This is a genomic window from Arthrobacter sp. NA-172, assembly GCF_043952055.1.
In the GTDB taxonomy this organism is placed as follows: domain Bacteria; phylum Actinomycetota; class Actinomycetes; order Actinomycetales; family Micrococcaceae; genus Arthrobacter.
This window is the reverse complement of sequence record NZ_JBINOT010000001.1, coordinates 2021836-2047609: the sequence shown is the minus strand read 5'-3', so window position 1 is coordinate 2047609 and position 25774 is coordinate 2021836. Positions and strand designations below refer to the sequence as shown.

Below are 25774 nucleotides of genomic sequence, written 5' to 3'. Positions count from 1 at the left end.
TTGTCATGGCCGGTTGATAAACTACCTTCACACCGAACCCAACGTTTGACCGCCTGCTCCAACTTTTGACAACTCATTCCTGACTTTGCGGAGATTCCAGTGATCACAGTTCTCGCCGTGACCTTTGCAGCGGCAACTGTGGCGCCCTGGATCTTCCGGACACTCCAGCGGAATGCCTTCTATGTCCTCGCGGCGGTTCCCGCCAGCGCCTTCGTGTGGCTGCTTCTGCAGTTTGACCGGATCTATCCCGGCAGCGCTGCAGGTTCAGGCAGTGGCGCTGGTTCCGGTTCCACCGGTGGCTTCATCGAAGAATCGCTCCCGTGGATTCCAAACCTCAAGCTCGAGTTTGCCTTCCGCATGGACGTCCTTGCCTGGGTGATGTCCTTGCTGGTCCTGGGCGTCGGGGCCTTGGTTCTGGTCTATTGTGCCCGGTACTTCAAGAACAAGGATGCTGATCTCGGCGGATTCGGCGCCCAACTCCTTGCCTTCGCGGGAGCGATGTTCGGGCTGGTGACCGCGGACGACCTCCTCATGATGTTTATCTTCTGGGAACTCACCACGGTCCTGTCGTATCTGTTGATTGGCTACGCGCGCACCCGCCTTGCCGCCCGACGCTCGGCCTTGCAGGCGCTCATCGTCACCACGGCAGGTGGCTTGGCCATGCTCGTTGGCCTCATCGTTCTGGGCCAAACGGCCGGAACATACCGGATTTCGGCGATCATGGCGGAGGCCGCCACCCTCATCGCCGGACCGACTCAGGGTGCTGTTGCTGCCGCCGTCGTACTCATCCTGGTAGGTGCGATCACCAAATCAGCGCTGGTCCCGTTCCACTTCTGGCTCCCCGGCGCCATGGCCGCTCCCACGCCGGTGAGCGCTTACCTGCACGCTGCAGCCATGGTGAAGGCCGGTATCTACATTGTGGCCCGCATGGCTCCGGGCTTCAGTGAAAGCCCGTACTGGTTGCCCCTGGTGCTCGGGCTGGGGCTCGCCACCATGCTGGTGGGCGGCTACCGGGCGTTGCGGCAGACCGACATCAAGCTCATCCTTGCGTACGGCACCGTGAGCCAACTCGGCTTCCTCACTATGGTGGTTGGCCTCGGACAGGCCGACGCGGCGCTCGCAGGACTAGCGCTCCTGCTGGCCCACGGACTCTTCAAGGCCGCCCTGTTCCTGGTGGTGGGCATCATCGACCATCAATCCGGCACCCGCGACATCCGCAAGCTCTCCGGGGTGTACAAGTCCTCGAGGGCGCTCGCCATTGTGGCCGGCATCGCCGCCGCATCCATGGCCGGAGTTCCACCCTTGGCGGGCTTCGTGGCCAAGGAATCGGTGTTCGAAGCGTTTGTCCACTACGGCACGGCCCCCGCCACGCAGCCGTGGGGGCTGATCCTCCTGGTGGGTTTGGTGCTGGGGTCAATCCTCACCTTCGCCTACAGCGCCCGCTTCATGTGGGGTGCGTTCGCCACGAAACCGGGCGTAGAACGGACGCCGTTCAAAGCCGTCCAGCCGGCGTTCCTGGCGGCGCCCGCCATCCTGAGCCTGCTTACGGGCGCGTACGGCCTGTGGCCGGCTTCCGTTGACGCCTGGATTCAGCCGTATGCCGCCCTTTTCGCCGGTCACGGCGCCGGAACCAACGACGCCGGCGCCGGCTCGGGCGGCGCCAGCCACCTCGCGTTGTGGCACGGATTGACGCCCGCCTTGGGCCTCACCGCCATAACGTTCGCGGCCGGCGTCGTGATGTTCTATGGCCGCAACTTCGTGTCCCTTGCGCAGAGCCGGGTCCCGGACTGGGTGGACGGCGACCGGGCATATCGACGCACCATCGGTGCGCTCGACGACGTCGCTGTTTGGGTCACGGGGCGCACGCAACGCGGTTCCCTCTTCTTCTACCTGACAGTCATTCTCACGGTGGCTTTCGCCGTCCCGTTGACCGCGCTGATTGTGGCCAACAAACCCCTTCCGGGCGGCCTCTACCTGATCGACCCGAACTCGCCCCTCCAGCTGATCGCCGGGGCCGGAATCGTCGTCGGTGCGCTGGCCGCCGTTCGCGCCAACAAACGCTTCCTCGCGGTGCTGATGGTGTCCGTCACCGGCTACGGCATCGCGTTGATGTTCGCGTTGCAGGGCGCCCCAGACCTAGCCCTGACCCAGATGCTCGTTGAGACCATCATCCTGGTGGCCTTTGTCCTCGCGATGCGCAGCCTCCCTCCCGAGCTCCGCGACCGTACCGGCGGGAAGTACCGGGTGGTTCGCGTCATCATCGGCGTGGCATTCGGAGTCACCATGATCTTCGTGGCGATCTACGCGATGGGTGCGCGAATCGCGGATCCCGTGTCCCTTTCGTTCCCCCGGCTGGCTTACGAAGGCGGCGGCGGCCTCAATGTGGTCAACGTGACGCTCGTTGATATCAGGGCGTGGGACACCTTCGGCGAGATCTCGGTGCTGGCTGTTGCCGCTACCGGCGTCGCGAGCTTGATCTTTGTCCGCAGCCGCGGTGAGCGGATCAACAAGGCAGCGACGGTGCCCGAAGGGACCGTGGGGCGCCACCGCCCCGTCGGGGGCAGTTCCCGGGAGGACGCCTCGCTGGCACTCGTCCGAAAGTTCGCGGGTTCCCTGGCGGATCCTTGGCTCGTGGCTGGCCGGACCCTGGCTCCCGAGCGCCGGTCCATCATCTTCGAAGTGGTCACTCGCCTGATTTTCCACTCGATGATCGTCTTCTCCGTGTACCTGCTGCTGGCGGGCCACAATCTTCCGGGCGGAGGCTTCGCCGGCGGACTCACGGCCGGACTGGCACTGACCATCCGCTACCTGGCTGGCGGACGCTTCGAGCTGCGGGAAGCCGCACCGATCAGCGCCGGCATGTTGCTCGGAACCGGCCTCGCGACGGCGGCCGCGGCGGGTTTCGTGCCGTTGCTCCTGGGCGGCCAGGTGTTCCAAACCGCAATCATCGAGTTCTGGTTGCCATTGTTCGGCGACATCAAATTCGTCACGTCCACGATCTTCGACATCGGAGTGTACCTCGTGGTGGTGGGCCTGGCCTGGACGTTTTGCGCAGCCTGGGAGCCGAGATCGACGAACACTTTGAAGAGACCGCCAGCAGAGACACCGGAGGTTCCGGAGTGGCCCGGTCCGAAGCCTCCACTGCCACTGCTTCTGCGCAGGGGAAGGGGACCGAATGAGCGTCAACCTGACCCTGTTGATCGTCATGGGCGTGCTCTATGCCTGCGGAATCTATTTGATCCTGGAACGCAGCCTGACCCGCGTCTTGCTGGGACTCATGCTCCTGGCCAACGCAACCAACCTGCTGATCTTGGCAACGGGCGGATATGCCGGACTTGCTCCGCTATTCGACAAGGCGACAGATCCGCGCGACTACAACGATCCCTTGCCTCAAGCGTTGATCCTGACCTCGATCGTGATTTCCTTCGCGGTGACGGCATTCATGCTCGGCATCATCTACCGGACCTGGGCGCTGGCACGTCAGGACGATATCCAGGACGACGCCGAAGACCGCCGCGTGGCCAAGACACCCAGCTTTGACGCCGAGGACGACTCCGTGGTGCCCGAAGAAACGTCGGAGTTCCCCGTCACAACAATTTCGGCAGACGCCGAGGAAGGAGGCCCCGAGTGAATATCGCCAGCCTGGCGCCGCTCGCCGTCGTACTTCCCATCCTTGGTGCCGCCCTGACGTTCGCGCTCAACAGGAACCCCCGTGCGCAACGCACGGTGAGTATCGGGCTCTTATCCCTCACCCTGCTCCTGGAATGCTTCCTCCTGGCCTCGGTGTGGACCAGCGGTACGGCATCCGTCACCCTGGGTGGTTGGGTGCCCCCGTGGGGTGTGGTGATGGTGGTGGACCAGTTCTCTTCGCTCATGCTGGTGGTCTCCTCCGTCGTCAGCCTCGCCGTGTTGATCTATGCCACCGGGCAAGGCATGGCCGACGGCGACCGCGAGGCACCCGTGTCGATCTTCCACCCGACATACCTGATCTTGGTGGCCGGCGTTTCCAACGCCTTCCTCACGGGCGATCTCTTCAACTTGTACGTCGGCTTCGAGATCCTGTTGACCGCGAGCTATGTGTTGATGACGCTGGGCGGAACCGGCCCGCGGATCCGTGCCGGAGTTACCTATGTGGTGGTCTCCGTGGTTTCCTCGGTGTTGTTCCTGATTGCTATTGCGATGATTTACGGCGCCACCGGAACCATCAACATGGCCGACCTCGCCATCAAGCTTGGGGAAGTGGATCCGGGTACCAGGAACCTGCTCCACGTCATGCTGCTTGTGGCTTTCGGCATCAAGGCAGCAGTCTTCCCGCTGTCCTTCTGGCTGCCTGACTCGTATCCCACCGCGCCGGCTCCTGTCACCGCCGTGTTCGCCGGTTTGCTCACGAAAGTGGGCGTTTACGCCATGGTCCGCACGGAGACCCTCCTGTTTCCGGGGGACACGTTGAATACCCCTCTGATGGTGGTGGCGCTCCTCACGATGCTGGTGGGCATCCTTGGCGCCATAGCCCAGAGCGACATCAAGCGTTTACTCTCCTTCACGTTGGTCAGCCATATCGGCTATATGGTTTTCGGCATCGCCATGTCCTCGATCGCGGGCCTTGCGGCGGCCGTGTTCTACGTAGCCCACCACATCACTGTCCAAACGAGCCTGTTCCTGGTGACGGGCCTGATCGAGCGCCGTGGTGGCAGCTCGTCCATGGACAGGCTGGGTGGACTCGCCAAGCTCTCTCCGCTCCTTGCGCTCCTGTTCTTCATTCCGGCCATGAACCTCGCTGGGATTCCGCCCTTCTCGGGGTTCCTGGGGAAGCTAGGGCTGCTGCAGGCAGGTGTCGCGCTGGGGACGCCCCTGGCCATCACCCTGGTGGTGGGTGGCGTGATCACCAGCCTTTTGACGTTGCTGGCGATTGCCCGCGTCTGGAACCGCGCATTCTGGCGGAAACCCGAGGACGCGGAGTACCCGGACCCGGTCCTGAAGGACACCGTAGGGGTCGGTCTGCTTCCGCGCACCATGGTGGGGCCAACCGCCGCGTTGGTGGTCTTTGGCGTAGCGTTGACAGTCTTTGCCGGTCCGCTGTTCCAGTTGGCCGGGAACTCCGCGGAACAGATGTTGGACCGTACTGCATATATCCGCTCCGTGCTGGGCGACAAGGCCGCGGTTCCGGGGATCGCTGCGCCACTAGGCGGAGCGCCGGCGCTGGTGCAGGGAGGTGGCAAGTGAGCCGCAAACGGATTTCCTTCCGCACCGAGCTGCCCCTGCTGGTCTGGCTGGTGGTGGTCTGGGGCGCGCTTTGGCGGGACTTCAGCCCGGGCAATCTCGTGTTCGGTGCGTTGATCGCGGTGGTGGTGGCAAGGGTCTTTTACCTGCCTCCCGTGGAGCTCAGCGGACGCTTCAATGTGTTGCGCGCCATTCCTTTTGTGGTGGTGTTCCTGGGCAAGGTGGTGGCCGCGAGTATCCAGGTCATGTACCTGGCGATCTTCCGCGGGCCAGCGGTGACAAACGCCGTCGTCGCCGTTCCATTGCGGAGCCGTTCCGACCTCATGGTGACCGCTACAGGCCACGTGATTTCGCTGATTCCGGGGTCCCTGGTGGTGGAAGTAGACCGCTCCACGTCTACGCTCTACATTCACGGGCTCAACGTCCGCAACGAGACCGACCTCGCCAAACTTCGCCGGGAAGTCCAGGACACTGAGGCCGGGCTGATCCGGATTATGGGTACACGCGAGGAAATGGATGCGCTCCAGGCCGAAGGCTGGCCTGCAACGAGGGGAGCTGGCTCGTGAAAGACATCGTGCTGATTGTTACGGCGGTGATTCTCAGCCTCGCGGCGGCCGGAGCGATCTATAGGATCGCCGTCGGACCGTCATTGCTGGACAGAGTGCTGGCCTCGGATGTGCTGCTTGCGATCCTGAGCGCCGCGCTGGCCATCGACATGGCCGTCAACAGGCACTTGAACAACCTCGTGTTGCTGGTCGCGCTGGCGCTCATCGGCTTTATCGGTTCCGTGACGGTTGCCCGCTTCGTGGCCGATCGGAGAGGGCAAGTCAATGACTCCTAATGCCACCGGAGCCGACGCCGTGATCGATGCCGTTACCGCCGTATTGCTGATTGTTGGCGCGCTGATGTCATTGGGCGCGGCAATCGGCCTGTTGCGCTTCCCGGACCTGATGAGCCGCATGCATGCCGCTACCAAGCCGCAAGTGCTGGGGCTGTTCCTTGTCTTGGCGGCTATCGGGCTGCAGATGCGCGAGTGGTGGGTGTGGCCCGTTCTCTTGGTCGCGTGGATTTTCCAGCTGCTGACCGTGCCTGTGTCGGCCCACATGGTGGGCCGCGCGGGATACAGGACCAAGCACCTCCACCCCGAATTTCTCAGCGCGGACGAACTCGAGGCTGTGGTGCTGCGGGCGGCCGGTGAGCGGGCCGCCGAGAAGGCTGAAGAGGCCCGCCCCGCGTCGCCCCCCGCCGGGGGTGGCGGCGAGCCGCGCTAGACGACTTCCGGAACGGAGCCCCCGCCGGGGGTGGCGGCGAGCCGCGCTAGACGACTTCCGGAACGGAGCCCCCGCCGGGGGTGGCGGCGAGCCGCGCTAGACGACTTCCGGGGTCTTGTTGAAGCGCGAGATCGCGCGCTGAGTGCTGCGGCCAGCGAGGACCTGGATGACGGCGCTGACAGTCGATGAAATCAAGGCAAAAGTCAGGGCCGAACGCAGGCTTGCTTCCATATCGTCGTGGCCCTTGGGAGGCTTGTTGCCCGTGGTCTTTTCCCACACTGCGTTGACGATCTTGCTACCGACAATGCCAGCGCCGATGCCTACACCGGCACCGAGCAGTTTGAAGACGAGGTTCATTGCGGGACTCCTTGCGGGAGGAAACAGGACCGACCCCAGCCTAACCCGACTTTATCGATTGCAACCCACCGGCCGTTTCAGCGCCCAACGGGGCCTTTAGGGAGCCACGGATGGGGGTTGGCGCCTGAGCCGGAAGAACTCCTCCAGGGCTCCGGGCTTCGGGCGCACCGGAACGATGTCGCGCCTTTCGGCCAGGACCGCCTCCACCGCGCCGAGAGTCAGAAGTTCGTCCAGCAGCGCCAGGGTGGGCGGCATGAGCTTGAGAGTCCCTGCGGCCTCGGCGTCAAGGATTCCGCGGACCGGCATCCACTGAGACGACGACGCTTCCGTTGTCTGGTGCTGTGGCTCTGCACCCGAAGCCGGGCAGGCAACGTAGAAGTATGTGTCGAAGCGCTTGGGCTGGTCCTCCGGGGTGACCCAGTTGGCCCACGGGCGGAGGGTGGCTGCGTCGAGCTTCAGCCCGGCCTCTTCGAACACCTCGCGTTGCGCGGCCGCGAGCACCCGGCCGGCGTTGTGCCGGGCTAACGAGGGCTCGGCGGCAATACTGCTCCGGTGCCACGCGGCGGCATGCTGCTCGACGATGTCGTCCGTGAAGTCCCAGCCGGCGCTGTCCGCTTGGTCCACGCGTCCGCCGGGGAAGACCACCATGCCCGCGGCAAAATCCATGGTGGACACTCGATGCTGCACGAACACCTCCAGCCCGCGGCCCGCGGGATGTGCTGGTCCTGCGGGATGTGCTGGTCCTGCCAGATCCGCGGGATGTGCTGGTCCTGCCAGAGCCGCGGGATGTGCTGGTCCTGCCAGAGCCGCGGGATGTGCTGGTCCTGCCAGAGCCGCTGGATCTGCGGGATCTACAGGATCCGGGGGATGTGCGGCATCGCGGATCAGGATCACGCTCGCCGCGAGCCTAGGTTCGGCCACCGTGGTGTTCGCTTCGCCAATGCCTGTCAAGACCGCTCCTTTGCCCGCCTGCCGCCCGCTTGCTGCCCGCCCGCGGAGCTGGGGATGCCGCGCGTTCGATTCTGCTTGATCATTCTCCCAGTTTCGCCACTTGCCCGCGCCACCTCAGGCCGGCTCGCGCTCGGACGGCGAATGATCCAGCAGAATGTGTCGCTCTCCGTCCTTTGTGACCGCTCAGCGCGCGCAAACAAAGCGCCCGCAACCCCGCCAAGGTGTAAACTGAACCACGCCCAAAAGGGTGGATTGATAACGACAGGGGAGCGCCGCCGTCGGGCTTGCAGCAATGCGGCACGGAGGACGGGCGCTGAGAGTGCGGACAGCCGCAGACCCTCGAACCTGATCCGGCTAGTACCGGCGCAAGGGAGTCGAGTTCTCATAGTGTCCGGAACCGGAGGCGCAAGCCGCTCGAAGGAAAACCGGAAACACTTTCCCCTCCTGTTCCTCAGGAGGACAAAATGACTGGTATTTCTGCAAAGGCGGCCCTCACCAAGCCCGGTTACAACTGGCGCGTGGTGGACATCGTGGTGGCGGCTCTGGTCGCCATCGCCGGCGGCGTGATCTTCTGGGCTTGGGACCAGATGGCATTGGTCGTCACGCCCGCGACCGCTACCTACCCGCCTCTCGGCGGCCTGATCGCCGGCGGCTGGATGATCCCGGCTGTTCTGGGCATGCTCATTGTCCGCAAGCCCGGTGCCGCGATTTTCTGCGAAACCGTTGCCGCCGTCAGCGAGCTCATCATGGGTAACCAGTACGGCACCACGGTGCTGATGTCCGGACTGCTCCAGGGACTCGGCGCGGAACTCATCTTCCTCGCATTCATGTACAAGAAGTTCAACCTGCCGGTGTCCCTGCTGGCCGGGGCCGGTGCAGGTCTGTTCTGCGGGCTCAACGATTCCTTCCTGCCGTGGGGCTGGAACATCGCCTGGGAAGCCGGTGACAAGCTGGCCTACATTGTGTTCTGCACGATTTCCGGTGCCGTCATTGCCGGCGCGCTGGCGTGGATCGCCACCCGCGGCCTCGCCAAAACCGGTGTGTTGGGCTCGTTCGCGTCCCGTAAGGCCGCTTCGGAGCCCGTCTTCTCCTAATGCCCAGTTCCCATGCCGGCGTGCGGCCGGCCGCTGTCACGGCCCAAGGATGGGGCTGGCGGCATGCCGGCCGCACTACACAGGCCATCCAAGGCTTGGAGTTGGACATCCGTCCCGGTGAACGGGTGTTGCTGCTCGGCCCATCGGGCGCGGGCAAGTCGACACTTTTGCATGCCCTCGCGGGGGTGTTGGGCGAGGAGGGGGACGACGCCGACGAGACCGGCAGTTTGCTGGTGGACGGCGCTTCGCCTCGTTCCCGACGGGGCCGTGCGGGACTCATGCAGCAGGACCCCGAGACCCAGGTGGTGCTCTCGCGGCTGGGCGATGATGTCGCCTTCGGCGCCGAGAATCTTTGCGTGCCGCGGGAGGAGATCTGGACGAGGGTCCACGAAGCGCTCGACGACGTCGGGCTGAGGACCAGCGCAGGCGGCGGCTTCGCGCTCGACCACCCGACGTCGGCCCTGTCCGGCGGGCAGAAGCAACGCCTCGCGCTTGCCGGCATCCTGGCGATGCGGCCGGGCTTGGTCCTCCTGGATGAGCCCACCGCCAACCTGGACCCCGCCGGGGTGCTGGAGGTCCGCGACGCCGTGGGACGCTGCTTGGACAAAACCGGAGCCACGCTCGTTGTAGTTGAGCACCGGGTCTCGGTATGGAAAGACCTCGTGGACCGGATCGTGGTCCTGCAGCCGGGCAGTTCCGCCGAGGGTGGCTCGACGCCCGCTGTGCTCCTGGACGGCGATCCGGAGACCGTACTGACGCAAGCAAGGGACATGCTCACTGCTGCAGGCGTGTGGGTTCCCGCCTATGTGCCCGCCACCCGGCCACGTTCCCGGGCGGCGGACGGATCGGCAGTCGGATCGGCAGTCGGGGGAGAGCTGCTGCTCGCCACCCAGGATCTGGCAGTCTCCCGCGAACGGGCGCGCCGTCGCGGGCTCAAAACGGTCCCCCCTATCCCCGTGCAAACCGGACTCGACGCCGAAGTGCTTGCGGGGCAGGCACTGACGATCACGGGTCCCAATGGCGCCGGAAAATCCACGTTCGCCCTGACCCTTGCCGGACTGTTGGCGCCGGTCTCCGGCTCGGTGACTGCCGCCGTCGGACTTCACGCGGGCGTCGGCGTCGATCCCTTCACTTGGAAGGCCGAACAGCTGATCTCGCGTATCGGGACCGTCTTCCAGGAGCCGGAGCACCAATTCGTGACGGGCCGGGTGCTGGACGAGCTCATGTTCGGCCCCAAGCACCTCGGCCACGGCGAGGAGCGTGTGGACGAGTTGCTGGAACGGCTGCGCCTGAGCCATTTGGTGGACGCCAATCCGTACACGCTCTCCGGCGGCGAGAAGCGACGGCTGTCCGTGGCCACCGTGCTTGCCGCGCATCCGCGCGTGCTGGTGCTGGACGAACCGACCTTCGGACAGGATGCCAACACGTGGGCCGAGCTGGCGTCATTCTTGTCCGAATTGCTCGACGCCGGTACTTCCGTGGTTTCGGTGACTCACGACAGGGAGTTCAGCTCCGTGCTGGGCGGAACCGAGATGCGGTTCGAGCCTGCGATTCAAGGCAGCGCGCGTCAGGAGGCGGGTGCGGCATGAGGAATGCAGTGACCCTGAGTGGCAATCACGCGCTCCTCACGCGGGCGAATCCGCTGGCCAAGTTTGCGTCCGTCTTCCTGATCACCCTGGTGCTGGCCCTGTCCATTGACTGGGTGTCCGCTTCGACGGCGCTCCTCGGCGAGCTGGCCTTGTTTCCCCTCGCGGGACTGACTCTGCGTTTGGTGTGGCAGCGCGGCTGGCCCTTGATTATCGCGGCGGCACTTGGTGGCTGGAGTACGGCGATCCTCTCTGCGCACAGCGGCAGGGTACTGTTTGACGTCGGGATCTGGTCTATCAGCGAAGGCTCGCTGCAGTTAGGGCTAGGTTTCATGCTGCGTGGCCTTGCGATCGCCATGCCGGCCATCCTGCTGATGAGCTGCACGGACCCGACCGACCTCGCCGATGCCTTGGCGCAGAAAGCGAAACTGCCGCACCGTTTTGTCCTGGGCACTTTGGCCGCGCTGCGACTCGTGGGGCTCATGGCGGAGGAGTGGCAGACTATCGGCATGGCGCGGCGGGCGCGGGGAGTTGGCTCACACGGGAGCCCCGCTCAACGGTTTAGGGCGATGCTGGGCCAAAGCTTCGGCCTGCTGGTGCAGGCGATCCGACGGGCTTCCCGTCTGGCCGTGACCATGGAGGCTCGTGGATTCGGCCGCGGCAGGCGGACTTGGGCCCGCGAATCCACGTACAGCCGGCTGGACGTCTGGGTTCTGGCCGGCGGGGTGTTCATCGCCGTCGCGGCCGTGCTCGCGGCCCAATGGGCGGGGACGTGGCACTTCGTCTGGCTGAAGCAGGCCAACTAATAAGTCGCCGTTCCGGGGCGGGGTGCCCGCATAAGGGCGCCCTCGCCGCCGTCGAACTTTGTGGTGTGAAAGCTCGGCGCTCTGGCTACTTCCCTGAACCCCCACCCACGATGCAGATCGATTGACGCGAGGTTGGAAGCGTCGACCACGTACCAGGCTTCCGACGCGCGCCGCCAAATCCAGTCCAGCCTGGCTTGGGTCAGAATAGTGCCGATGCCGTGGCGTCGCCAATCGGGCCGAACGCTGAGGCCGCCCAGATAGTGGCCACTCGGGGCGGAGCCGTCGGCATAGTCCCAGAAATGGGTCTTGCCCCAGCCGAGAACATCTTCCTCGCCGTCCGATCTGACCGCAACCGCTCTGCGTACGACGGCGACCACCACCAGGCGGGTGTCGTCGCCGATGGCTGCTGCCAGCGTTCTAGCCTCAGGAATGGTGCGGCCCGCTTTTGCCTCCATGTCACGGATGCGCTCGATGTCCAAGTGCGCGGCCGGGCGGACGTCAGCTTCAAGCGGTGGATGCTCGCAGCTCCATGGGCGCCCTGGGCGCGTAGTTGGCGAACCCGCTTGCTGTCATTCGGCTGAGCCTTCCCCAGCAGCTGTGGTCATGTCAATGATTGGCGAGGCTCCGTGTTCCGCACGCTGGGAATTCTGCAGGCCCAGGGATGGTTCCAATTCACGAGGTACTGTCTCTGAAATTTATGCGCAAAACGACTATTATTCGGCAAATACGGCGTGTTGCACACCAAAAATGGATTCAAATAGATCATTTGTGATATTTATTGGTCATGACGCAACCGACTGCCGAACATGTAGGTCACCTTCTCCGCGACGCTCGTGGCGAAAAGGGCTGGACGCAGGGACAGCTCGCATCGGAGCTGGGCACCAGCCAAAGCGCCATTGCCCGCATGGAACAGGGCAAGCAGAATCTGAGTCTGCGCATGATCGAACGCCTTGAGTCCATCTTCGGGCGCACCATCGTCAAAGTCGGCAAACGGCAGATGACCCACCTGCGCGTGGAGGGCGGCCGCACGCTGTCTGGATCGGTGGATGTCAACAGCAGTAAGAATGCCGGCGTCGCACTCCTCTGCGCGAGCCTCATCAACCGCGGCACCACTACCTTGCGCCGGCTTGCCCGGATCGAAGAAGTCAACCGGATTGTGGAGGTTTTGACTTCAATCGGCGTCGAGTGCACCTGGCTCAATGGCAACGATCTGAGCATCCGGCGCCCGGAGACCCTGGACCTCGCCTCCATGGACGTGGAAGCGGCGCGACGGACCCGAAGCGTCATCATGCTGCTCGGCCCGCTTCTCGATGAGGCGGGCACGTACCAGCTGCCGTATGCCGGCGGTTGCGATCTTGGGACTCGAACCGTGGAGCCGCACATGCAGGCGCTGCGACAATTCGGACTCGCGGTCGAAGCCAAGTCCGGCTTCTACTCCGTTCAAGCACCACCGGCCGACGGCGACCACCGAACCTTCGTGCTCACGGAGCGCGGCGACACCGTGACGGAGAACGCCATCATGGCCGCCGCCCACCGCAGCGGTACCACCGTGATCCGCAACGCGAGCCCCAATTACATGGTGCAAGACCTCTGCTTCTACCTTCAAGGACTCGGCGTGGTGATCGACGGCGTCGGGACCACGACGTTGCGGATCACCGGACGTCCGGCGATCGACGTCGACATCGAGTACTTCCCGTCCGAAGACCCCATCGAGGCCATGAGCCTGATTACCGCGGGCATCGTGACCAACTCGGAAGTGACTGTCTGCCGTGTCCCCATTGAGTTCATGGAGATCGAACTGGCCACGCTCGAGCAGATGGGCCAGCAATTGGACATCTCCGGCGAGTACTTTGCACGCAACGGACGGACCCGTCTGGTGGACGTCACCACCAAGCCATCACGGCTGCGCGCGCCGGAGGACAAAATCCACCCGATGCCGTTCCCGGGGCTGAACATCGACAACCTGCCGTTCTTCGCGGTCATCGCCGGCAATGCCGAGGGCCAGACCATGATCCACGACTGGGTCTACGAGAACCGGGCCATCTACCTGACCGAGCTCAACAAGCTTGGCGCCCAGGTGCAACTCCTCGACCCGCACCGCATCTACGTCAACGGGCCCACTAAATGGCGTGGCGCGGAAATCGGCTGCCCTCCGGCGCTCCGCCCGGCCGCTTGCCTGCTGTTGGCCATGCTCGCGGCCCGTGGCACGTCCGAGTTGCGCAACATCTACGTGATCGAACGCGGATATGAGGACCTGGCCGAGCGCCTCAACACCATCGGTGCCAAAATCGAGTACTTCCAGGACTAACGGCACATTCTGCTGGATCATCCGGACCGGCCCGCGCTCTCGCCCCGAAAACTAGGGGACGTACCTCCCAGCCTTCGGCGATGATCCAGCAGAATGCATCGCCACCCGTCACCGGGGTTGGTCGTCCCGGGCCAGAACAGCACGGATTTCCTCCATCACGTGCTCCGGGTTGTTCCAGATTGTCTCCGGTGCGAAGCTCAGGAGGACGAAACCACGTAGCTGTGCCGCGTTCAGGCGTGCCATGTCTTTTCTCCATGCCTCGCGCGAGCTGTGAAAGGCGTAGCCATTGACTTCAACAATGAGGCGCCGGCCAATCAGAAAGTCGACGCGTCCCACCCCTCGAATCTTGACTTGACGGCGGAACGTCAGGCCTTCGGATTCGAACAGAAGGCGGGCACTGATCTCGGGCACCGATTCGGAGAGGAAATCGGCCTTGGCCAGAAGCCTCCGGGCGTTCCCGTAGTAGTTGGCAGGGATCTCGCTTTCGAGCATGGCCAGAGGCACGCCGAACTGCTGCATGGCCGATTGCGCGATCGAAATGGCATCAACTTCGGGCAAACAGGTCAGCGCATGAATGACCGTGTCTTCCACGGAGGCCACGGGAACTGAGTTCTCCAGGGGCAGGCGGAGGCCTCCATGCCGGACGAAGCCCCTGCCCCGGCAGTGCCTCGTGGCCAAATGGACACGGCCGGGCTTGTCCTTGATCCAGAGGCCATACCGTGTTGCTGCACTTCCACAGGTGAGATGCCCGTTGTTAAGGATGGCAGTGAGGTATTCCGGATCCGCTGATGGGATGGCCCACACGCCTTTGCGTGGTTGGTGGCCGCCAGCGGAGGCCAGCTTGCGGATAGCCGAAGGCGCATAGCCGTTCGCGCGAAGCAGACCCACCCGGGCGACACCGCCCACCGAAGTCAGATATTCCAAGGCATCCATGGATCCAGCTAGCCACGGAATGACCCCTGAAGCGCCAAGGAATGTGGGCTATGTGGATGAATCGACCGAGATTCTGCTGGATCATCCCCGGGTTGGCGCTCCTGCAGGCCCGGAAAATGGGGGCACGCCTTTCAGATGGCATGAATGATCCAGCAGAATCCGTCGGGAACCCCCAGCCCGCCTCTGTCTACGCAAGGCCGCTATAGCGCACAATGGATCCGTGCGCACTTTTGGTGTGGAAGAGGAGTTGCTGATCGTCGATCCCGTGACCGGCGAGCCACTGGCCCTTGCCGACGCGCTCCTTTCGGGTGTGCCGCGGGAAGAACAAGCCCAAGACAGCCCCACCCTGAGCGCCCCCTCCAACGAAGCTTTCAGCCCTGAGGACATGGATGGCCCCGATACCGATACCGGCCTCAGCCACGAACTCAAGCTTGAGCAGATCGAGACCCAGACCCGGCCATGCCGCAGCTATGCTGAACTTTTGCACCAGATCCGCAGGGGACGGGGTCTCGCGAGCCACGCCGCGCGGCGCAACGGCGCAAGGATCGCGGCGTTGGCCACATCCCCCGTGGACACCGCAAGCCACACCACTCCGGATCCCCGGTACGCCATCATGCTCGAACGTTTCGGCATCACGGTCCACGAACAACTTACTTGCGGATTCCACGTCCACACATCAGTCGCGTCGCCCGAGGAAGGCGTGGTGGTCCTGGACCAAATCCGGGACAAGCTCGCGGTCCTCACAGCCATCAGCGCAAATTCCCCGTATTGGCGGGGGATGTCGACCGGTTTCGAGAGCTACCGGACCCAAGCGTGGAACCGCTGGCCGTCGTCGGGGCCGTATGCCGTCTTCGGTTCCTTGGGTTCGTATCGGAGCGTAGTCAAAAGGCTCATTGAAACGGGGGTGCTACTGGATGAAGGCATGGTCTACTTCGACGCGAGGCTGTCCCGGCACGTTCCCACTGTCGAGGTCCGGGTGGCCGATGTCTGCCTCCGGGCCGAGGACGCGGCGCTGATCGCGGTGTTGGTCAGGGCCCTGGTGGAGACTTCTGTCCGCGAATACCATGCCGGCATGGAGCCAGCGGTAGTGCCCACCGCACTCTTACGGATGGCGTCGTGGCAGGCCAGCAACTTTGGATTGCGCGGCGAGTTGCTGGACTTTGGCACCTTTCGGCCCGAGCCTGCGGCCGACGTCGTCTGGTCTCTGGTGGAGTATCTGCAGCCGGTCCTGGCTGAGCAGGGTGAATTCGACTTGGTGGAGGCCGGCATCTCGGCCATTCTGAACCGCGGCAACGGCGCGATCGAACAGCGCGCGGTCGCCGAGCGCTGGAGCGAGAGCAACGGTGACGCGCCCGACGCCGCCGGGCTCGCCGCCGTCGTCGAGCACGCCGTCCAGATCACCACGCGGTCCGAGAAGGACGAGAGCGACACCAAACCGCAACCCGTGCTCACCTGGGTGCGCCCGGATTGGCGGGCAGCGCAGAGCTAGACCTGCTTGAGGGCCCGCTCCAGGGCCCGGATCAGGTCGTCCACATCCTCCAGGGCCCACGGAAAGCCGAACGACGCCGTCGCTCAGGCCGATGGCCGCGCGGCCTTCCGGACCCATGGCCCGGTGCGTGGTGGTGGCGGGGTGGGTGATAAGGGACTTGGAGTCGCCGAGGTTGTTCGAGATGTCGATGACCGCGAGGCCGTCCAGCAGCGTGAAGGCAGCCTCTTTCGCCGAGCGCCCCTCAGAGGGGAGCAGCTCGAACGTCAGCACGGTGCCGCCGGCCTTCATCTGTTTCGCGGCGAGCTCGAACTGCGGGTGGGATTTCAGCAGCGGATACTTGACCCAGCTAATGGCTGGCTGTTCCTCGAGCCATTCGGCGATCCGTAGCGCGGATGTGGAGGAGTGGTTCACGCGCAGTGCCATGGTTTCGAGGCCCTTGGTGAGCACCCAGGCGTTGAACGCGGAGAGCGAGGGCCCGGTGTGCCGCATGAGCTGCTTGACGGGGCCGTCGATGAACTCCTTGGTGCCCAGGATTGCTCCGCCGATGACCCGGCCCTGACCATCAATGTGTTTGGTGCCCGAGTAGACGATCACGTCCGCGCCAAGATCGCCGCAACGCTGCAGCAGGGGCGTGGCGAAGACATTGTCGACGACGACCGTGGCGCCCGCAGCGTGGGCCAGCTCGCTGACCGCGGCGATGTCCACGATCTCCTGCATGGGGTTCGACGGCGATTCGAAGAAGACTGCCGTGGTCGGCACCGACAAGGCGGCGCGCCACTGCTCAAGATCCGGTCCGTCAACGAAGACCGTCTCGACGCCCCAGCGTGGCAGGATCTCGTTGAGGATGACGAAGCAGGAACCGAAGAGCGAACGGGCGGCAACCACCCGATCACCGGCGGCCAGCAGCGCACCCAAGGCGGTGAAGACTGCCGACATGCCCGACGCCGTCGCGAAGCACGCTTCGGTGCCTTCGAGCAGGCGGAGCCGTTCCTGGAAGGTGGCCACTGAGGGGTTGCCGTAGCGGGAGTAGACGAAGCGCTCGTCCTCGCCCGTGAAAGCTCGCTCGGCAGCTGCGGCGGACTCGTAGACGAAGCCGGAGTTCAGGAAGATCGGCTCTGCCGTTTCCTGGAAATTGGTGCGGTCAAGGCCGCCGCGGACTGCCTGGGTGTCAGGGCTCCAGCTGGCGGCGTCAGGATTGAAAGTCACTTAGATGTTCCCCAGGTTCGTCGGTAGTCCGCGGTTTTTCCAGCCGTTCACGGTGCGCTCCCCGTAGCGGTCGGGCTCGCCTTCGAAGCCCTCCAGGACGTTGTAGGCGGTGTAGCCGGCCTGCGTTGCGGCGATGGCCGCGGCAATGGAACGCTGGCCTGAGCGGCACAGGAAGACCAGCTCGATGCCATCCGCCTGTGGAGCCTGCTTTGTCAGCTCTTCGATGAAACGTGAGTTGGGGATTCCGCCAGCCAGGTTCCACTGGATGAAGAGGGGATCGTTTAGCTCGTTGTTCGCGGATGCGGTCGCCGGAATGCCGATGTGGGCCCACTCGGCTTCGGTGCGGACGTCCACCAGGATGGCGCCTTGCTCCAGCTTGGTCCAGGCGTCGTGCGGACTGAGGTCGCCTGCGTAGCTCACGCGTGGCCCTCGCCGTCGAACTCTTCATCCAGCTGGCTGTCCAGTTCATCAACTGCAGTCGCAACTGCAGCGTCCGCGCTGGCGATCGCGGCGGGCAGGACGATGGCCTGCGCCACAATCACCTCCGTGCCGTCGAAAGTGGCGGCCGGGCTGCCGTGCAGCACATAGCCCTCCGCGAGGGCAGTGGAGATCCGCTCGCAGAATTCCTGCGTGTCAGGGCCCGTGATGAGACGGTACGAGAGTTTTTCTTTAGTGGGTTCAGGCATTGCTGGTGCTCCTCAGTCACGCTTGCAGTTCGAAAATGTCGATACGCCGAGTAGTCACCTGAGGCACCCCGCCGGAGAGAGGGTTGCCGACCAGCAAGTCAGGGCTTTGCGCTGGTGCTCATTACTCAAGAAAAAAGTAACATCCACGACGGCGGCCTGCATCACCGGCCGTCGTCATGTTCCGTAACCGGGGCGGCAGCTTCGCCCGGGCACGGGATCCGTACGGTGCGTACTGGGGGCTAGGCCTCGGTTTCACTCGGTAGCGGTTCCAGGCTCGGCTGGATTTGGCGTGTCATCGCTTCCATCCCGGGTGTGGCTGTGGAAGGTGAATGATGGAACGTGGATCCCTGATGCCTTCGCATTTCGAGCAATTCGTGCACGGAAATCCCGGTGGCCGTGGCCAAAGCATGAAGCGAAAGACTGTTGTGATGAGCTAAGGCAAAGACCACCCCGGACAGGGCTTCGAAACCTTCTGTCTCGTAGATTTCCTGTACCAGGTTGGACATGCCATTCGCATCATCGATTGATCCGGCCGACGCGGCAGTTGCCATGGCTGTTAGCGACCATGCAGCTGAGTCGGGGCTGATGTAAATGCTCATGCCGATTACCCTACGGACTCAGGCCCCGTTGTGGAATGGGCGAGACGCTTTCTTAATAGCCTGATGCGCCGGCCCCAGAACCGGCGCATCAGACGTTCTCATCCGGCCAGCAGACCCAACCGCAACTAGTTAACTACTGCCGCCATGGCGACACAAGAGACTCAGGGGTCTCACCTGCCCCAACTCGCGGTCAGTTTGGAAGCTGACGGGCGCAGTTCCGGAGGCTACACTCGGATCCATGTTGGGTCGTGGGGGAACCAAAACTGTGGTGTTACTGACCGCGTTGCTGCTGGCCGCAAGTATGTCCGGTTGTGAATATACCGACGCCGGCGGTCCGGTTGCCGGGCCTGCGCGGAGTTCCCAGCCCCGGACCCCGTTGCCCACCAAGGACGAGGCGACGTTGGCGCTCGATGCCACCAACCTTGTTGCGGTAAAGAAGCTGCTCGGGACGGCCACCGGGGCAGTGCTCCTGGAGGACTCCGGCACCGCGTCAGGCTCAAGCAGCGGGATCAGAAAGTCTGCCATTGTGGAGACTGCCGGCTCGTACACCGTTTCGGCTTCTTGTATCGGCGCCTCGAATGCTCTCCTGGTCATCGGCCAGGTATCCGAGGACCGGCCTCGCACCGCAGGAGCTGACGATTGACTGTTCCGTTCCCTACGCCCGCGTCGTTGAGTTGCAGCCCGGATTCGTCGTGGTCCAGATCCTGGCGATGCGGGTCAATACAGGCCCCTCCACCGGGTCGGCAGGGGCAGCCGCGGCGAGGATCACGGCTGGTGGCCAATGAGCACACCGGTGATCAGCACAAAAGCCTGACTTCGGTGGATTGCCCCGGGGCGCCCTTCTTGGGATACTCCACGCATGACTTCTCTTCCCGTGGCGTCTGCCGAGGACGTCATTAACCAGCCCATCCGGACCCAATTCGAGGCGTTCCTCAACGAGCACCGGCGTTTGCTCCATGACAGTTTGAACGGCTTGACCGAGGAACAGGTGCGACGCTCGTTGGTGCCTTCCCGGACCACCTTGTTGGGTCTGGTGAAGCACGCCATCTTCGTCGAGAAAGTATGGTTCGACGAAGCGATCACCCGCCGGTCCCGTGCCGAGATCGGCATCCCTGCAACGCCGGACGAGTCGTTTATCCTCGACGACGAAGACACCATCGCCACAATCCAGCAGGCACACCGCGAGGCATGCGAGGCATCGCGACTTGCGGCCTCATCCTTGGGCCTCGACGACATGCTCAACGGGAACCGACGCGGTCCGCTTCCACTGCGCTGGGTCTACCTCCACATGCTTCGTGAGCTTGCCCAACACTGCGGGCACGCAGACATCCTGCGGGAGCAACTCACCGCGTAAGGTCGCCGCGTAAGGACGGGGAAGCGCCTACTCGATCCCCGCGAACAGCTCGTTAAGCTCGGCCGTGAGCTGCTTGCGCATTGCCGGGGTGCCGATCTCCTTGCCATCCACGTGATTGACCGGCGCGATGAGCCGGATGCTCGAGATCAGCCACACGGCGTCGGCGTCGAACAGGTCTTCCGGAACCAACGGGCCGTAGCCAAGCTCCCAACCGGCCGCCTTCGCCTTCGTGAACAAGGCGTCTTGGGAGGTGCCCGGCAGGATGCCGCTGTCCAGCTGCGGAGTAATGAGGCGCTTGATGGTCCGCACGGAGCCAGCGCCGTCGTCGAGCGTTTCAACATGCGCCAGCAAAACGGTGGACGTTGGCCCCTCCAGCGACGCGGCCGTCTGTGGAGGTGAAGATGGCGTCGTCGGCACCTTGCTTGCGCGCGTACCGCAGCGCGGCCATGTTCACAGCGTAGGAAAGCGTCTTGGCGCCGAGCAGCAACCACGGGGCGCGCTCGCCTGCCTCCGTGTCGAAGCCGCGGTCAAGGAGTACGACGTCGATGCCCGTCTCGCGCTGCCGGCGACTGCCCGCGGGTGACGGCGAAGCCTGGATCCAGCACGTCGGAGTCGAGGAGCCTTCCACGCCGCGGGTCACCAGGAGCTTGACCACTACTTCGTCCTCCGCCGCGCTTGGCGCCGGGAAGGAGTCGCGGAACTCGGTGATCGCGGTATCGATCGCACGGCGCCAGACGTCTTGCTCCGGAATGTTGAGGTCCAGCGCGCGGGCTGAGCTCCCAAGCCTGTTCAGGTGTGCCTGCACCTTCCGTGCCCGGCCCTCGACGGCGAGCAGCGACTCAAAGACGCCGTCACCTCGGGTGGCACCGAGGTCCGTGGCCATCAGCTGCGGCTGGCTGGAATCGGCGATACGGCCGTTTTCGAACGCTGGATCCAGCGAAAACAAGGATCGTCGAGGCAGGAAAAGTCATGCTTCCAGCTTAGTGCGGCCCACGGGACAAGCGGTCAGCTGCGGCGGGGCCGATAGGCTGTGCTGACTGTTAGTTCTTTGACCGCGGGGGTTTGCCGAGTGCTGTTTCCTTTTCAATTCGGGGTGGAGTGGGCCTGGCTCCTCAGCGCATGGGCCGTCGTCGAAATCATCCTGCGCATCGTTTTGCTGGGTGTCATCCCCGGAAATCGCCGTCCCACCACGGCCATGGCCTGGCTCCTCGCCGTCTTCCTCGTTCCATCCGTCGGTTTCGTCCTTTTCTTGCTGTTCGGCAATTTCCGCTTGTCCCGCCGCCGTCGTGAGCAGCAAGAGGAAGTCAACGAAAGGGTGCGTGCCGGCACTTCGGCGCTCATCGACGTCGTCAGCAAGTATTCGGGTCCCGAATGGGTGAAGTCTGCAGGCGAGCTGAACAAGCGCCTCGGCTCGCTGCCAATGGTGGACGGCAACTCCGTGGAACTGATCCCGGGTTACCAGGAATCGATCAAGGCCATGGCAGAGGCAGTCAGGGAAGCACAAAGCTTCGTCAACGCAGAGTTCTACATCATGAGCAGCGACTTCGTCACGGACGAGCTCCTCACCGAGTTGGAAAACGCGGCCGCCCGTGGAGTGAACGTCCGGCTCCTCTTCGACCACATCGGCACCCTGCGAATCCCTGGCTACCGAAGGCTCGTCCGAAGGCTCAAGCGCAGCCAGATCCAGTGGCGGCGTATGTTGCCTTTGTTGCCAATCCACGGTCAGTGGCGCCGCCCGGATTTGCGCAACCACCGGAAAATCCTGGTGATCGACGGCGAAATTGCCTTCACTGGATCCCAGAACCTGATTGAGCCCTCCTATAACAACCCGAAGCACCGCCGCGCGGGCCGCAAATGGGTGGAGCTCATGGCCCGCATGGAGGGGCCCATCGTGGCTACCCTCAACGTGGTCTTTGCCACCGATTGGCTCAGCGAAACCGACGAATCCCTCGAATACCAGCTGCGGGTCTCGCCCCAGGAGATCGCGGGCGGGATAACGGCACAAGTGGTCCCCAGCGGCCCGGGGTTTGTCACGGAAAACAACCTGCGGCTCTTCAACACGTTGATTTACTCGGCGCAGCACCGGATCTCGATCTGCAGCCCGTACTTCGTGCCGGACGATTCGCTGCTCTACGCAATTACGACGGCGGCCCAGCGCGGCGTGGACGTGGAACTTTTCGTTTCCGAGAAGGGGGATCAGTTCCTGGTCCACCATGCACAGCGCTCCTATTACGAGGCATTGTTGGAGGCCGGGGTGCGGATCTACCTGTACCGCGCACCGTATGTGCTGCACGCCAAGCACTTCACAATCGACGACGAGGTAGCGGTCCTTGGCTCAAGCAATATGGACATGCGCTCCTTCTCGCTCAACATGGAGGTGTCCGTGATGCTCTTGGGTGCCAAGGCAGTAGACAGCATGCGCTCCGTTGAGTCGAGCTACCGGGAGATGTGCCGCGAGCTGTCCCTGCAGGATTGGCTGCACCGGCCGATGCTTGCCAAGTACGTGGACAACGTGGCGCGATTGACCGCCACCCTGCAGTAGGGACTCAGTCCTCGGCGCAGTCCTCGTCCGCAGGTTCGGCATGGATCCTCGACAGCAACCCATGGAGTTGCTGGAGCTCATCGGCTGAGAACCCGGCAAAGGCCTCCTGCTCGACGTCGGCCACCGCAACTTCGATCGACGCCACCGCGCGCTTGCCTTCCGCCGTGATTTCAACGATATGGCGACGACGGTCCGCGGGATCGCGGCGTCGTTCCGCCAGCCCTTCGCGTTCAAGGTCGTTCAGGACCGCCACCAGTCCGCTCGCGTCGATCGAGAGGATATCGATCAGGCCCTGCTGACTGAGCGGCCCGGACTCGTCAAGCCGGCATAACAGCACCGCATGCCTCGGGCTGAGCCCGGAGGAGTCCAGTGCTTGGCGGAGGCGCGTATTCATGATCCGCCCGTGGCGCGCCAAGAGAAACCCCAGTTGCTTTCCCGCTGCCGAAGAAGTCATCAGCAAAATCCTATCACTGAGGAAATTATTGATGATTGGAAATCGTTGTGATTCATAAACGATCTGAGCGGCACGAGTCGAGCAGCGTGAGCTTTCTATCTAAGGAGTTGCCATGAACAACCAGGCTCCGCAGCAACCCACTGTGGTGGTTATCGGCGGAGGCTACGGTGGGATCTCCGTAGCCAAGGCCCTAGACGAACACGCGATGGTTACCTTGGTAGAGCCCAAGGACGCTTTCGTACACAACATTGCGGCTCTCCGATCCGTGGTCCAACCCGATTTCCTGCCGCGGATGTTCCTTCCCTACGACCGCTTGCTGGCCCACGGTGAGGTACTCCGTGACCGCGCTGTTCGAGTGAACGGGCACACAGTCGAGTTGGCTTCGGGTGCCAGCCTGACGCCGGACTACATTGTTCTCGCAAGCGGTTCCAGCTACCCGTTCCCGGCCAAGAGTGATCGATTGGTCACCACTGACGCCATCGCCCGCTACCAAGCCGCACATCATGACCTCAAACGCGCCAATAGGGTGATGCTGCTCGGCGGCGGGGCTGTGGGCCTTGAATTTGCGGGCGAGATCGCGGCGGCATGGCCGGACAAGGACATTGTGATGGTGGACATGGCGCCGGACATCCTTCCCGGGCCGTACGATCCACGGCTGCGGATTGAGGTCAACCGGCAGCTGGATGAACTCGGCGTGCGGCGAATTCTGGGGAATCCGTTGGTGGAGTTGCCTCCGGTCCCTGCGGGTGAATTCTCCATCTTTACTGTCAAAACTACGGCCGGTACTGCTATCGAGGCGGACATCTGGTTCCGTTGCTATGGAATAGCCCCGCAGACGGACTATGTGGCGGGAGACCTCCTGGCTGCACGGACCGCCGAGGGCTATCTGGACGTCACCCCCGAGCTCCGCGTGGTGGGCTTCGAGAACGTCTACGCCTTGGGCGACATATCGGCGATCGACGTGAACAAGGCCGGCGTCGCCGGACGCGAGGCCGCAGTGGTTGCCACAAACGTCCAAGCCCAGATTGAGGGCTCCGCGGAACTATCCGCTTACACGCCGTCGAGGCCCGTCATCATCCTGCCGTTGGGGCCGTCCGGCGGTTCTGGACAGCTGCCCGACGGCGAGATCGCCAGCCCGGAGCTGATCTCCCAGATCAAGGGTCAACACATGATGATCGACCGCTACGTGGAGATGCTGAACCTCAACGCTTGAACGCACATGGGCACACCGCCGTCGGGGCTTTCATTCCGGCCGTGATGGGGCGATTCTGTAATTCCAAGCATGTTTGGAAGCGTTCTTCGGAGGCATCATGGCGCGGAAAAACGAGTCGCCGGCTGTGCAGGCGCCACCCGAGGCGGGTGACGAATATCCGGAAAAAGTTCGAATCCTGGCCGAGGGGCGATTAGTCAGCGACCGGCTGTGGAACGCTGATCTGGCGCCTGCCCGGCAACGGAACTGGAAGGTCCGCAGCCTCTTCGCCCTCTGGATGTGCGACGTCCACAGTATCGCCGGTTACACCTTCGCCGCAGGTCTCTTCATCACGGGCCTGGTGGGCTGGCAGGTCTTCCTAGCCTTGGTCCTTGGCATTACCCTGGTGTATTTCCTCATGAACTTCGCGGGGACAGCGGGACAGAAGACCGGCGTCCCGTACCCCGTCTTGGCCAGGATGTCCTTCGGGCTCTTCGGCGCCAACCTGGCAGCGCTGATCCGGGCACTCATTGCCATTGCCTGGTACGGCATCCAGACCTGGCTCGCATCGGAAGCGGTGCTGGTGCTGCTGTTTTCGGTATGGCCCGGGCTCACGCCGCTTGACGGTCCGAACGTGCCGCGCATCCTTGGCCTGACGCCGATCGGTTGGGCCGCTTTCCTGGTCCTCTGGGCGGTCCAGCTGCTGGTCATCCGGAGAGGCATGGAGACGGTCCGGAAATTCCACGGACTGGGCAGGTCCCGCCATTTGGGTCGCCATGTTCGCGCTCGCGGTCTACATCCTGACGCAGGCGGGCGACAAGTTCAGCCTTTCGATCCCCGGTGTCGCTCCCTTGGACGGTCCCGCCGCGCTGACCCAGTTCTTCTCGGCCATCGCCTTGACGGTCACTTACTTCTCCGCGCTGCTCCTGAACTTTTGCGATTTCTCCCGGTTCTCGCCGGACCGCAGGACTATCCTGCGCGGCAACTTCTGGGGCCTCCCTGTGAACTTCATTGCCTTCGCCCTTGTCACAGTGGTTGTCACAGCGGGCGCAGCGTCCTACTTCACAACAGACCAGTACAGCGGCCAGGATATGTTCAAGGTCATCACTGATCCCGTGGCGATCGTCCAGGCCATCAAAAACCCGTGGATCACCATCATCGCCGCCATCACCTTTGTGGTGGCCACGATCGGCATCAACGTGGTGGCCAACTTCGTCTCGGCCTCCTACGACCTCGCCAATGTTGCCCCGCATCGGATCGATTTCCGCCGCGGCGGCCTCATCAGCGCGGTGCTCGCAATCGTGATCCTGCCCTGGAACCTCTTCAGCAGTCCCGTAGTGATCGTGTACTTCCTGGGCGGCCTGGGCGCGCTCCTTGGCCCTTTGTTTGGCGTCATTTTCACCGATTTCTTCCGCATCCGCCACCAGCGCTGCAAGGTCTCGGACCTGTACCACGAGGACGAGAAAGGCCTCTACTTCTACACCAAGGGCTGGAACCTCAAGGCGGTCGCCGCGCTGGTCCCGGCCGCCGTCGTCGCGGGTGTCATGGCCCTGGTGCCCGGGCTGCAGGGGTTCTTGCCGGGAGGCTCGGGTTTAGGCCCGTATTCCTGGTTTGTGGGGGCCATCCTGGCCAGCCTGATCTACTACGCGATCACCCGCAACGATCCCCGGACGGTCCGTGCACGCACGGAGGAACACGACTGACCGCGAGTTTGTGGGCAGATCATGCC

At 63.7% G+C, this 25774-nt stretch carries 23 protein-coding genes, 4 pseudogenes and 2 riboswitches; of the genes and pseudogenes, 17 read left to right on the top strand and 10 right to left on the bottom strand.

Features of this window, described 5'->3' with window-relative positions:
- Positions 1-99: 99 nt before the first annotated feature.
- The 6 genes and pseudogenes from ACF0H6_RS10145 to mnhG all read left to right on the top strand — a co-directional run bounded on the left by ACF0H6_RS10145 (position 100) and on the right by mnhG (position 6491).
- Positions 100-3179, top strand: a pseudogene (locus ACF0H6_RS10145) (Na+/H+ antiporter subunit A).
- Positions 3176-3631: a Na(+)/H(+) antiporter subunit C gene (locus tag ACF0H6_RS10140; RefSeq protein WP_395249490.1), complete on the top strand. Its 456-nt coding sequence runs from the start codon at positions 3176-3178 to the stop codon at positions 3629-3631. Before ACF0H6_RS10145 ends, ACF0H6_RS10140 begins: the two are co-directional and overlap by 4 nt.
- Positions 3628-5223: a Na+/H+ antiporter subunit D gene (locus ACF0H6_RS10135; protein WP_395249489.1), complete on the top strand. Its 1596-nt coding sequence runs from the start codon at positions 3628-3630 to the stop codon at positions 5221-5223. Before ACF0H6_RS10140 ends, ACF0H6_RS10135 begins: the two co-directional genes overlap by 4 nt.
- Entirely contained in the window at positions 5220-5786 is a 567-nt protein-coding gene (locus tag ACF0H6_RS10130; protein WP_395249488.1) for a Na+/H+ antiporter subunit E, read from the top strand. Before ACF0H6_RS10135 ends, ACF0H6_RS10130 begins: the two co-directional genes overlap by 4 nt.
- A complete protein-coding gene (locus ACF0H6_RS10125) occupies positions 5783-6061 on the top strand; it encodes a monovalent cation/H+ antiporter complex subunit F (RefSeq protein ID WP_395249487.1) in 279 nt (92 codons plus the stop codon). The genes ACF0H6_RS10130 and ACF0H6_RS10125 overlap by 4 nt, the downstream gene beginning before the upstream one ends.
- Positions 6051-6491 carry a monovalent cation/H(+) antiporter subunit G gene (gene mnhG / locus ACF0H6_RS10120; RefSeq protein ID WP_395249486.1) on the top strand — a complete coding sequence of 147 codons (441 nt, stop codon included), beginning with the start codon at positions 6051-6053 and terminating at the stop codon, positions 6489-6491. Before ACF0H6_RS10125 ends, mnhG begins: the two co-directional genes overlap by 11 nt.
- A 96-nt stretch (positions 6492-6587) precedes the next feature.
- Here mnhG and ACF0H6_RS10115 read toward each other — a convergent pair whose 3' ends face one another.
- Entirely contained in the window at positions 6588-6848 is a 261-nt protein-coding gene (locus ACF0H6_RS10115) for a DUF4235 domain-containing protein (protein ID WP_395249485.1), read from the bottom strand.
- Positions 6849-6944: 96 nt separating this feature from the next.
- Positions 6945-7799, bottom strand: a complete 855-nt coding sequence (locus ACF0H6_RS10110; RefSeq protein WP_395249484.1) for an NUDIX hydrolase — start codon at positions 7797-7799, stop codon at positions 6945-6947.
- Positions 7800-8052: 253 nt separating this feature from the next.
- A riboswitch (TPP riboswitch) is annotated at positions 8053-8189 on the top strand.
- 74 nt (positions 8190-8263) lie between these two features.
- Here ACF0H6_RS10110 and ACF0H6_RS10105 point away from each other — a divergent pair.
- The 3 genes from ACF0H6_RS10105 to ACF0H6_RS10095 are packed head-to-tail and all read left to right on the top strand — an operon-like array spanning position 8264 to position 11285.
- Positions 8264-8893: an ECF transporter S component gene (locus ACF0H6_RS10105; RefSeq protein WP_395249483.1), complete on the top strand. Its 630-nt coding sequence runs from the start codon at positions 8264-8266 to the stop codon at positions 8891-8893.
- Positions 8893-10482 (top strand): ABC transporter ATP-binding protein, encoded by a 1590-nt coding sequence (locus ACF0H6_RS10100; protein ID WP_395249482.1) that lies wholly within the window; start codon positions 8893-8895, stop codon positions 10480-10482. The genes ACF0H6_RS10105 and ACF0H6_RS10100 overlap by 1 nt, the downstream gene beginning before the upstream one ends.
- Positions 10479-11285: an energy-coupling factor transporter transmembrane component T family protein gene (locus tag ACF0H6_RS10095; protein ID WP_395249481.1), complete on the top strand. Its 807-nt coding sequence runs from the start codon at positions 10479-10481 to the stop codon at positions 11283-11285. Before ACF0H6_RS10100 ends, ACF0H6_RS10095 begins: the two co-directional genes overlap by 4 nt.
- On the opposite strand, the gene ACF0H6_RS10090 is transcribed toward ACF0H6_RS10095, so the two are convergent.
- Positions 11282-11740 carry a GNAT family N-acetyltransferase gene (locus ACF0H6_RS10090; protein WP_395249480.1) on the bottom strand — a complete coding sequence of 153 codons (459 nt, stop codon included), beginning with the start codon at positions 11738-11740 and terminating at the stop codon, positions 11282-11284. The two genes, ACF0H6_RS10095 and ACF0H6_RS10090, sit on opposite strands and share 4 nt — an antisense overlap.
- 329 nt (positions 11741-12069) lie before the next feature.
- Between ACF0H6_RS10090 and ACF0H6_RS10085 the strand changes: the two genes are divergently transcribed.
- Positions 12070-13593 carry a UDP-N-acetylglucosamine 1-carboxyvinyltransferase gene (locus ACF0H6_RS10085; protein ID WP_395249479.1) on the top strand — a complete coding sequence of 508 codons (1524 nt, stop codon included), beginning with the start codon at positions 12070-12072 and terminating at the stop codon, positions 13591-13593.
- A gap of 108 nt (positions 13594-13701) precedes the next feature.
- On the opposite strand, the gene ACF0H6_RS10080 is transcribed toward ACF0H6_RS10085, so the two are convergent.
- On the bottom strand, positions 13702-14526 hold the full coding sequence (locus ACF0H6_RS10080; protein ID WP_395249478.1) for an endonuclease domain-containing protein: 825 nt from the start codon (positions 14524-14526) through the stop codon (positions 13702-13704).
- Positions 14527-14746: 220 nt separating this feature from the next.
- On the opposite strand from ACF0H6_RS10080, the gene ACF0H6_RS10075 reads away from it, so the two are divergent.
- Positions 14747-16015, top strand: coding sequence for a glutamate--cysteine ligase (locus tag ACF0H6_RS10075; RefSeq protein ID WP_395249477.1), 1269 nt, complete (start codon positions 14747-14749; stop codon positions 16013-16015).
- On the opposite strand, the pseudogene ACF0H6_RS10070 reads toward ACF0H6_RS10075, so the two are convergent.
- From ACF0H6_RS10070 to ACF0H6_RS10055, 4 genes and pseudogenes are all read right to left on the bottom strand, one after another.
- Positions 16012-17221 (bottom strand): annotated as a pseudogene (locus tag ACF0H6_RS10070) (O-succinylhomoserine sulfhydrylase). The gene ACF0H6_RS10075 and the pseudogene ACF0H6_RS10070 overlap by 4 nt on opposite strands.
- Positions 17222-17641 carry a rhodanese-like domain-containing protein gene (locus tag ACF0H6_RS10065; protein WP_395249476.1) on the bottom strand — a complete coding sequence of 140 codons (420 nt, stop codon included), beginning with the start codon at positions 17639-17641 and terminating at the stop codon, positions 17222-17224. It abuts the pseudogene before it with no gap.
- The gene (locus ACF0H6_RS10060; RefSeq protein ID WP_395249475.1) at positions 17638-17907 is read right to left on the bottom strand and encodes a DUF1737 domain-containing protein; all 270 of its coding nucleotides are present in this window, start codon (positions 17905-17907) and stop codon (positions 17638-17640) included. Before ACF0H6_RS10060 ends, ACF0H6_RS10065 begins: the two co-directional genes overlap by 4 nt.
- Before the next feature lie 13 nt (positions 17908-17920).
- A riboswitch (SAM riboswitch) is annotated at positions 17921-18033 on the bottom strand.
- 113 nt (positions 18034-18146) lie between these two features.
- The gene (locus ACF0H6_RS10055) at positions 18147-18506 is read right to left on the bottom strand and encodes a hypothetical protein (RefSeq protein ID WP_395249474.1); all 360 of its coding nucleotides are present in this window, start codon (positions 18504-18506) and stop codon (positions 18147-18149) included.
- Between the two features lie 265 nt (positions 18507-18771).
- Between ACF0H6_RS10055 and ACF0H6_RS10050 the strand changes: the two genes are divergently transcribed.
- Both ACF0H6_RS10050 and ACF0H6_RS10045 read left to right on the top strand, forming a co-directional pair.
- Positions 18772-19149, top strand: a complete 378-nt coding sequence (locus tag ACF0H6_RS10050; RefSeq protein ID WP_395249473.1) for a hypothetical protein — start codon at positions 18772-18774, stop codon at positions 19147-19149.
- 216 nt (positions 19150-19365) lie between these two features.
- Positions 19366-19860 carry a DinB family protein gene (locus ACF0H6_RS10045; protein ID WP_395249472.1) on the top strand — a complete coding sequence of 165 codons (495 nt, stop codon included), beginning with the start codon at positions 19366-19368 and terminating at the stop codon, positions 19858-19860.
- 27 nt (positions 19861-19887) lie between these two features.
- Here the strand turns inward: ACF0H6_RS10045 and ACF0H6_RS10040 are convergent.
- Positions 19888-20831, bottom strand: a pseudogene (locus tag ACF0H6_RS10040) (aminodeoxychorismate lyase).
- Positions 20832-20929: 98 nt separating this feature from the next.
- Between ACF0H6_RS10040 and cls the strand changes: the two are divergent.
- The gene (gene cls, locus ACF0H6_RS10035) at positions 20930-22402 is read left to right on the top strand and encodes a cardiolipin synthase (RefSeq protein ID WP_395249471.1); all 1473 of its coding nucleotides are present in this window, start codon (positions 20930-20932) and stop codon (positions 22400-22402) included.
- A gap of 4 nt (positions 22403-22406) precedes the next feature.
- Here cls and ACF0H6_RS10030 read toward each other — a convergent pair whose 3' ends face one another.
- A complete protein-coding gene (locus ACF0H6_RS10030; protein WP_395249470.1) occupies positions 22407-22856 on the bottom strand; it encodes a MarR family winged helix-turn-helix transcriptional regulator in 450 nt (149 codons plus the stop codon).
- Positions 22857-22968: 112 nt separating this feature from the next.
- Between ACF0H6_RS10030 and ACF0H6_RS10025 the strand changes: the two genes are divergently transcribed.
- The 3 genes and pseudogenes from ACF0H6_RS10025 to ACF0H6_RS10015 all read left to right on the top strand — a co-directional run bounded on the left by ACF0H6_RS10025 (position 22969) and on the right by ACF0H6_RS10015 (position 25748).
- A complete protein-coding gene (locus ACF0H6_RS10025) occupies positions 22969-24069 on the top strand; it encodes an FAD-dependent oxidoreductase (protein WP_395249469.1) in 1101 nt (366 codons plus the stop codon).
- Between the two features lie 97 nt (positions 24070-24166).
- Positions 24167-24730: pseudogene (locus ACF0H6_RS10020) on the top strand (cytosine permease); the annotation flags it as partial.
- Positions 24731-24821: 91 nt separating this feature from the next.
- A complete protein-coding gene (locus ACF0H6_RS10015) occupies positions 24822-25748 on the top strand; it encodes a cytosine permease (protein ID WP_395249468.1) in 927 nt (308 codons plus the stop codon).
- The last annotated feature ends 26 nt before the right edge of the window (positions 25749-25774 follow it).